The 7,682-nt window shown below is 38.6% G+C and carries 9 protein-coding genes; 8 read left to right on the top strand and 1 reads right to left on the bottom strand.

Annotated features, from left to right (window positions below):
- Positions 1-8 precede the first annotated feature (8 nt).
- From ACOVO2_RS21060 to ACOVO2_RS21040, 5 genes are all read left to right on the top strand, one after another.
- Positions 9-143 carry a DUF2141 domain-containing protein gene (locus ACOVO2_RS21060; protein WP_421771879.1) on the top strand — a complete coding sequence of 45 codons (135 nt, stop codon included), beginning with the start codon at positions 9-11 and terminating at the stop codon, positions 141-143.
- Between the two features lie 102 nt (positions 144-245).
- Complete coding sequence (locus tag ACOVO2_RS21055; RefSeq protein WP_421771878.1) at positions 246-1,046, top strand: hypothetical protein; 801 nt, start codon at positions 246-248, stop codon at positions 1,044-1,046.
- A 2-nt stretch (positions 1,047-1,048) separates the two neighbouring features.
- A complete protein-coding gene (locus ACOVO2_RS21050; protein ID WP_421771877.1) occupies positions 1,049-2,050 on the top strand; it encodes a S41 family peptidase in 1,002 nt (333 codons plus the stop codon).
- Between the two features lie 146 nt (positions 2,051-2,196).
- On the top strand, positions 2,197-2,952 hold the full coding sequence (locus ACOVO2_RS21045; RefSeq protein ID WP_421771876.1) for a hypothetical protein: 756 nt from the start codon (positions 2,197-2,199) through the stop codon (positions 2,950-2,952).
- 115 nt (positions 2,953-3,067) lie between these two features.
- The gene (locus ACOVO2_RS21040) at positions 3,068-3,916 is read left to right on the top strand and encodes a bifunctional helix-turn-helix domain-containing protein/methylated-DNA--[protein]-cysteine S-methyltransferase (RefSeq protein WP_421771875.1); all 849 of its coding nucleotides are present in this window, start codon (positions 3,068-3,070) and stop codon (positions 3,914-3,916) included.
- 181 nt (positions 3,917-4,097) lie between these two features.
- Here the strand turns inward: ACOVO2_RS21040 and ACOVO2_RS21035 are convergent, their stop codons facing one another.
- Positions 4,098-4,790 carry a 2OG-Fe(II) oxygenase gene (locus tag ACOVO2_RS21035; protein ID WP_421771874.1) on the bottom strand — a complete coding sequence of 231 codons (693 nt, stop codon included), beginning with the start codon at positions 4,788-4,790 and terminating at the stop codon, positions 4,098-4,100.
- A gap of 161 nt (positions 4,791-4,951) precedes the next feature.
- Here ACOVO2_RS21035 and ACOVO2_RS21030 point away from each other — a divergent pair, with 161 nt between their 5' ends.
- The 3 genes from ACOVO2_RS21030 (at position 4,952) to ACOVO2_RS21020 (ending at position 7,570) form a co-directional block, all read left to right on the top strand.
- On the top strand, positions 4,952-5,443 hold the full coding sequence (locus ACOVO2_RS21030) for a MarR family winged helix-turn-helix transcriptional regulator (protein ID WP_421771873.1): 492 nt from the start codon (positions 4,952-4,954) through the stop codon (positions 5,441-5,443).
- Positions 5,444-5,511: 68 nt separating this feature from the next.
- Positions 5,512-6,003 (top strand): GNAT family N-acetyltransferase, encoded by a 492-nt coding sequence (locus ACOVO2_RS21025; protein WP_421771872.1) that lies wholly within the window; start codon positions 5,512-5,514, stop codon positions 6,001-6,003.
- Positions 6,004-6,124: 121 nt separating this feature from the next.
- Entirely contained in the window at positions 6,125-7,570 is a 1,446-nt protein-coding gene (locus ACOVO2_RS21020) for a pyridoxal phosphate-dependent decarboxylase family protein (RefSeq protein WP_421771871.1), read from the top strand.
- Positions 7,571-7,682: the final 112 nt, after the last annotated feature.

Raw genomic sequence — 7,682 nt, 5'->3', positions numbered from 1 at the left:
AACTCGATATGAACGGACAAATGCCAGCCGAACCGTTTGGTTTTTCAAATGTAACTATGCTGATGGGGCCACCAAACTTCGAGCAATGTGCCTTCGATTTGAATGAAAACAAAGCAATCAATATTTCATTGATGAGTTTTTAATAAAATCTTAACCAACCTTTAGCCCCGAATTCGCATCTTGTCAGAAAGGCCAATTCGGGGCATTTTTGTGCTTATAATTTTATCCAACCATAAAAGTATCTAATGAAAAAAATCCTCCTTCTGCTTTTTATAAGCCAATTGAGTTTCGGGCAGTCCAAAATCCGAACTTTCTTAAATGAACGAAAAGAAAAAAAACGACAACGCTGGGCAACCGAACACGTTTACCGCACTTCGGGGCTTGCATTGGCTTCGCAAAATTTCCAGCAACAAGTTTTTTCGCAAAATCAATTTTCGGGAATCGGTATCGGTTTTTTTAGCAATAGCCTGATAGACAGACCCAAAAACCAACGGGGTTTTGAAAATTCGCTCAACTTAATTCCTTCCCTACAATCGGCCAATAGTCTATCATCTTCTTATTCGGCAACTGCCACTGTGGGTTATTATTTTTTGAAGAAAATCAACCAAAATTTGGCGGTAGGCGTGGCAGCCAATGCCTTAATTGGTGGTCGATTCAATGGAAGTTATGATAATAACGCAATTTCGACCGAAGCCGTGATAGAGTTGGCTCCAAAGATGCGTTATGCAAAAGATTTTAAGTTTCTGAAAAAAGATTATTCTTTCAACTATACGCTTTCAGCGGCGGTGGTAGGTTTAGGTTTGTGGACACCGACTTATACTTCAAATTTCACAAATATTGGTCGAGGCGTGGTTTTGCCAAATAAATACAATCATTTTGATAGTCGATTGATGTTGCAATTACCTGCTCGTAAGCGTTTTACGAATATCCGACCAACAATTGGCTATGGCTGGAATGCCTATATTCTGAATGCAAATGCCGAAGATAAAATCATTAACGCTACGCACTCTATCTACTTAATTGCCAACTTCAAACAACGCAAATAATTATGAAACGATACCTCCCATTTTTATTTATATGCCTGATGTCGTGCGAACAAGCATTTATGAAACCCACGCCCGCCGCTACGCCAAAAGCAGTTTTCGACCAAGTATGGAATTTTGTCAATGAAAAGTTTTCATTTTTTGAATACAAAAACATTGATTGGGATATATCCTACAAAACATATAGTGCAAAAGTGAACGATTCGATGACCGAAGAAGAACTTTTCAAGGTTTGCTATGATATGTTGTATGAATTGAAAGATGAACATACCAATCTGAAATCGAGGTTTAATGTATCGCATAGTCCCGAAGTTTTTTTAGATTATCCAACTAATTTTTTTGGAGATTTGCTGAACCGAAATTATTTCAAAGGACGCTTACAGCCAATTGATGACGCTTTCTATTTCTACGATTTTGGCGATGTAGTCTATTTCCTTTACCCATCTTTTAGCGATAACATCAGCGACTATGCCCTTGACTACGTGATTGACAAAGCAAAAGATAAAAAAGGAATTATCATTGACGTAAGAGACAACGGTGGCGGAGCAATCGGAAATATTGATATCCTAACCTCACGTTTTATTAATGAAGAAACCTCGATGGGCATCGAACGTCATAAATCGGGTAAAGGCAAAAATGATTTTAAAGAAGAAAAAGTAAGTGTTAGCCCGAGCACTTCAACAAAAAAATATCTCGGAAAACCCATCGTGATTCTTACGAGCCGAGGGTGTTATAGTGCCACCAATCGTTTTGCGGCTTACATGAAGGGTCTGCCAAACGTAACGCTCGTAGGTGGCGTAACGGGTGGCGGTGGCGGACTGCCTACGGCAACCGAACTAAGCAATGGCTGGATTCTCAGAGTCTCTGGTTCACAATTTATCGACCGCCGAGGCGATAATATCGAAAATGGCGTTCAGCCCGATGTGAAAATTGACATTCTACAAGCCGATATTGATAAAGGTAAAGATACCATTCTCGAAAAAGCATTGAGCTTGATTCGGAAATAACTTCCCATTCGTCCCAAAAGTTTGACAAACCTCCCGTGGGTTTGTCAAACTTCCCAACTGTTTGATAATCAGCCCTTTAATTTGCACACTTTTGAGCCTCCATCTACCTTTGTGTCATTCAAATAACACAAAAAATAACAACTAAAATGGAAACGCTCATCTATAAATCTTCAATCGCAGTTCATGTCTTGTGTGGTATTTTATCATTGATAGCTGGTTTGGTAGCCATGATTGCCAACAAAGGCGGAAAAGCACATAACCGTGCAGGTGTAGTTTTTTATTGGTCAATGTTTATGATATTCGTTACGACCACTATCTTTTTTATCCTATATCCAACCAATCTAAAATATCAGTTTTTCTTAGGAATTGGTATCGTAAGTTTTTATCCAAATTGGTCAGGCAAAAGAATGTTGGCCATGAAAAAAGGCTTTAAGCCAACTTTAGTAGATAAAATAGGTGCGTGGTTGATTGGCTTTTCGGGTGTGTGTATGTTGGCTTATGGCGTTTATCTGACAGTCAATCCAGCTAAGTATTTCGGAGAATTAAATGTGCTATTCTTTATTTTTGGAACAGTAAGCTTATCAAATGCCTACGGAGATTTAAAATTTTATTTGGGCTATGTAAAAGCTGAAAAAATGCACTGGTTTTTTGCTCACGCTGGCAAAATGATGGGAGCATACACAGCAGCAATCACGGCTTTCTGTGTAAATATCGTACCAAGATTTATGCCTGAAAATACCCCAAGTTTTGTATTCATCCTTACTTGGACAGCCCCTGGCGTGATACTCGGAATTCTTTCGGCTCGCATCATCAAAAAATATAAAATAAAATTCAAAATCGCTGAAAAGCCAAGCCTTTCTGCTAAAATCAAACAACTTTTTGCTAAGAAAGAATTGATATGAGTCAATTCTTTCTCCCCTTTAGGGGTTGGGGGCAATTCCGCAAAAATCAGATTGTCCACCAACATAATCCATCGTAATTTTGACGAAAGATTCAAGAAAAGCTAAATCAAAAGCGATGGAAAATATTGATAACCAAGAATATATAGATTATAACAGAATAGAAAAAGCGATTCGATTCATCGAAGAAAACTTCCAAAATCAACCGAGCGTAAAAGAAATTGCCGACCACGTGGCACTTTCAGAATTTCATTTTAATCGATTATTTTCGAAGTGGGCAGGCACAAGTCCGCAACGTTTTATGCGGTTCTTGACCAAAGAATTTGCTAAAGAAAAACTCGCCGAAAGTAATAATTTATTGGAAGCAACCTTCGAGTCGGGTTTGTCAAGTTCGAGCCGTTTACATGATTTATTTGTGAGTTATGAGGCCATGACTCCCGCCGAATTCAAAGCAAAAGGGCTGGGTTTAACGGTTCATTACGGCATCCACGAAACACCATTTGGCGAATGTCTGATTGCCATTACTGAGCGAGGAATTACCGATTTTAGATTTCTTGAAGAAGAATCTAAGTCGTTGATAATAAAAGAATTACAACAAGATTTTGAAAAAGCTAAACTCATTTTCGATAATAACTTCACGAAGCCATTTATCGAACAAATTTTTTATGAAACCACCAACACAAGCGAACCGCTCACGCTTTTGTTGCGAGGCACAAATTTTCAGATAAAAGTGTGGGAAGCACTCCTGAAAATTCCGTTTGGACAAATGGTCAGCTACGAAACCATTGCCAACGCCATCGGCAAACCCACTGCCCAACGAGCTGTCGGGACAGCCATCGGCAGCAATCGACTTGGCTATATTATTCCGTGCCACCGAGTGCTGCAAAAAGTAGGAGGAATTGGCGGCTACCGCTGGGGAACAACCCGCAAAAAAGCAATTCTGGGCTGGGAAATGGGGCGTTCGTAACACAATTTTCTAAATTGTGCCTTTATTCATTGCCGTCTGGGCGACCCCGTCTGCTTTAGCTGACGGGTACTGTGAAGAAAACAATATAGGCTTTAGCCTAAACTTTTAATTTGGACTAAAGTCAATTGTTTTAATTTTCTTGCATCCGTCAGCTAAAGCAGACGGCAATGAATTATATCTTTTATTTTGCATCATGAAAAATAATTCCAAGATTAATTCTTTTCCCGCTTCGCACTTCACTAACCCCATGCCGCATTGAAGTTCTGTAATAGCCACGGCTGCCCAGCGTTGGCCGAAAATTGGTTGTAAAAATCACGGCATCGCCTTTATTTGGCTGTAAAACTATTCCCTTCGATTGCATTCTTGGGCGATTTTCGAGCATCATAAATTCTCCACCTGTATAATCAACATTAGGTTGAGTCAAGAAAATAACCATCTGAAAAGGGAAATAGATGTCACCGTATAAATCTTGGTGCAAGGCATTCCAATCGCCAGTTTCATACTTCAAAATCAAAGGAGTAGGGCGGTTTTGCCCATTTTCGTGGCACAATGTTAATAAGTCGTCCAGTTGATTTGGAAAACGTTTGTCGATACCCAATTTCATCATCCAATCATTGGCAATGTGTGCTAAATGTGGATAAATCTCATGTCGTATTTTATCAATAATAGTGGGTAACGGATACTTAAAATATTTGTATTCACCACTTCCAAACTGATAACGTTTCATATTAATTACACTTCTGAAATACTCAGATTTATCATAAGTTGTGGCCAATTCGTCACAAATTTCATCTGAAAATAACTTGGGCAAAATTGTATAACCATTTTGATTAATATTAGCTAAATGTGTCTTAAAATCTATATTTTTAAGCATTTCTATATGTTTTTTATGCAAAAATGAGGTACTTTCTTACATTTATCAAACCGAATTTTGCTTTGTTTTTTAGTAGAAAAATAAAAAAATAGTTGTCTTCATCTTGCAAATCTTTTTAATCGTGCTACATTTGCGTAATCAATTACGTAACTAATTACCTAATGCAAGATGTTTTTTCAAAACTGGGGCCATTAATCATTGCCAGCCGAATGAAACGCATGAGCGATTATATCATGCGAGCAGGGGCAGAATTTTATCGGAGTAATGGAGTGGAGTTTGAGCCTAAGTGGTTTCCGTTGTACTATTTGCTTTCGCAAGAAAAGGAACTGGGTATTATGGATATTGCCCAAAAACTCAATATTTCGCATCCGGCGGTCATTCAGTTGGCCAAAGAATTAGAAAAAGAAGGTTGGATAACTTCTACAAAATCGAAAGAAGATGCTCGAAAACGTTTGTTAAAACTAAGCAAGAAAGGCCTTAATATGCTGCCTCAATTGCAATTAATTTGGGATGATATCAGGGAGGTAAACCGCCAAGTTGTAGAGTCTCAATCGACGAATATTTTAGATGCTTTAGGAGAAATGGAGACGTTTTTCGCTTCAAAATCTTATACCGAACGCATGAAAGAGTTTCAAGAATCGAAGAAAAAGTAAAATAGTCCACAGTCAATGGTCAACAGACCACAGAAATAAAGAATTGTATCTTCTAAATAAATAAACCGATGAAAATTTCCATTCAAACATATTCAAATATCTACCAAAAACACGTAGAAAAATTAGTTTTGGGCATTCAAAACGACGAATTTGGTTTAGGATTAACCGCCCAAGACCAACCCGATTTGCCAAATATCGAAGAATTTTATAAAAACGGTAGGTTTTGGATTGCACTCGATGAAAACGACCAATTAATGGGGACAATTGGCATTGAACCACTCACTGGTGGACAGGCTTCGCTACGAAAAATGTTTTTGGATAAAACCATGCGTGGAAATAAAGACGAAAACTTAGCCCAGCGACTTTTTGAAACTTTGCTTCAATATGCCAAAGAAAAAGGTTATCAAGAATTATGGCTCGATACGCCGCCGCCAGCAAAAGCTGCCCACCGATTTTATGAACGAAATGGTTTTGAGCTGATGCCCGTTGAAAGTACACCTTCGACCTACAAGCACCCAGCCATTGAAGGTTTGAAAATTTACCGATTGACGATAAAATAAAAGATTTCCGTAGGAACGTCCAATCTGGACGTTCACAAACAGATGAAACAAATTGTAATTTTCACTGAGAACGCCCAATTTGGACGTTCCTAAGGGTGAAAAAATAATCAAAAACTGACCTATGAATAATAATACTTTAGATTTTAGTCAAGAAGAATTTAGCCAAATTTTGGAGAAAGCATCTTCGATGATTCTTGAAAAATACGCCAATCTCGATGCTATCAAGGGGTTTAATGTAAACTCGCAAGAAGAAGTTGAAAGTTGGTTTGATGAACCACTTCCCCGAATTGGAAAAGATAGCTTTGAGCTGCTCGACGAAGTAAAAACAAAGGTTTTTGATAGTGCAACGGGCAATTTGGGCAAAAATATGTACGCCTACGTGATGTCGGGTGGAAACCAAATTTCTACTGTGGCCGAATTATTACTTTCTACCGTCAATCAAAATAATACAAAATGGCATTTGGCTCCAGCCATGACCGAAATCGAAAAACGTGTCATTAAATGGGCGGCCGAAATGATTGATTATACACCAAATGCGGGTGGTGCGATGGTGAGTGGTGGCTCAGAAGCCAATTTGGCAGGTTTGACGGTGGCAAGAAATATATTTTTCAAGAAATTTGATATTAAACGCAATGGACTTTTTGGCATGAAGCCTTTTATGGTTTACTGCTCGGTCGAAACCCATAATTGTGTTGATAAAAGTTTGTCACTGTTGGGCATCGGCACAAATCAACTTCGTAGAATAGACACAAACGCTGATTTGACGATTGATTTAGAAGCACTCGAAACGCAAATAAAAGCTGATATTGCCAGTGGTTTCATGCCTTTTTGTGTAGTAGGAAACGCTGGAACTGTCAATACAGGTGCGATTGATGACCTAACGGCATTGGCCGATATTGCCCAAAAATACGAAATGTGGTTTCACGTTGACGGTGCTTATGGTGGTTTGGCTTCGGCTTTGCCTTCAATCAAACATAAATATGCAGGTTTGGAGCGTGCCGATTCGGTTGCCCTTGATTTTCATAAATGGCTCTATCAGCCTTTTGAAATTGGGTGTGTTTTGGTGCAAGATTGGGGCAAAATGCGAGAAACTTACTATAAAGAAGCAGATTATTTGGCGACTGAATTGCAGACAAATGCCAATGCTCGCTTGGAATTTAATGAGCATTATTTCCAACTTTCTCGCAATGCAAAAGCCTTTAAAGCATGGATGTCGGTAAAGGCGTATGGTTTCGACCGAATCAGAGATATGATTCAGAAAGACATTGATTTGACCAATTATTTGATAAAACTTGTAGAAGAATCAGCCGATTTTGAACTAAAATCAAAGGCCGATTTGGCAGTTGCGTGTTTTAGATATAAAGGTAAATTGACTGATAATGAGGCCATTAGCGAGTTGAACCAAAAGCTTATTCCCGCTCTCGAAGCCGATGGACGAGTGTTTATTACGAGTACAAAACTCAATGGAGAGTTGGTGCTACGGGCGTGTATCATTAATCACCGAAAAGCCGAAACTTCGATAGAATATTTGTTGGATACAATTCGTGATGTTGCCTCAAAATTGTAAAACGCTTTACAGATATGCAAAAAATAGAAATCATCGAACTTGACCCAAATAATGAAACCCAAAAATTGGCTTTCAAACAAATCAATTACGAGTGGATTGAGAAATATTTCAA

Source organism: Emticicia sp., from assembly GCF_049241225.1.
Taxonomy (GTDB): domain Bacteria; phylum Bacteroidota; class Bacteroidia; order Cytophagales; family Spirosomataceae; genus Emticicia.
The sequence above is the reverse complement of the archived record's forward strand: the minus strand, read 5'-3'. Positions and strand labels throughout refer to the sequence as shown.